Annotated in this window: 1 pseudogene; it reads left to right on the forward strand. The window is 72.3% G+C overall.

What is annotated here, in order from left to right:
• Positions 1-99: 99 nt before the first annotated feature.
• Positions 100-451 (forward strand): annotated as a pseudogene (locus tag CCN56_RS06335) (hypothetical protein); the annotation flags it as partial.

Below are 451 nucleotides of genomic sequence, written 5' to 3' on the forward strand. Positions count from 1 at the left end.
CCGGCCGAACCGACGTGCGACCGTGCCCCACGTGTGATCACCGCGCCCTAGTCTCCAACAGGGTTACAAGGACAGCACGTTCACGACGGGGGAGACGACATGACATACCGGCGCGCGGCGATACCCGCGCTGATCGGCGGGCTGCTGCTCACCGCACTCCTGTGGTGGGCGGGATCCAGCGCCGATGCGCTGCAGCTGCCCGGCAGCGGCGGGACACTCGGCACCGGGACGGTCGCCGAGCTCCAGCGCTGGGTGACCCCCTGGGCGTACGACCCCCCGGTCTTCCTCGACTCCGGCGCGCAGGCCTCCGGCTACGTCCCGGACGCCTCGGGCGGCGACGGCCGCGACCACTACAGCGGCCTCTACACGACCGGCCTCCAGATCCGGTACGGAGCCGTCCTCGTCGCCTTCGTGCTCGGTGCGCTGCTCCTGGTCCGCAGGCTGCCGCCCG

This window comes from Streptomyces sp. NRRL B-24572, assembly GCF_002156145.1.
Lineage (GTDB): Bacteria > Actinomycetota > Actinomycetes > Streptomycetales > Streptomycetaceae > Streptomyces > Streptomyces vietnamensis.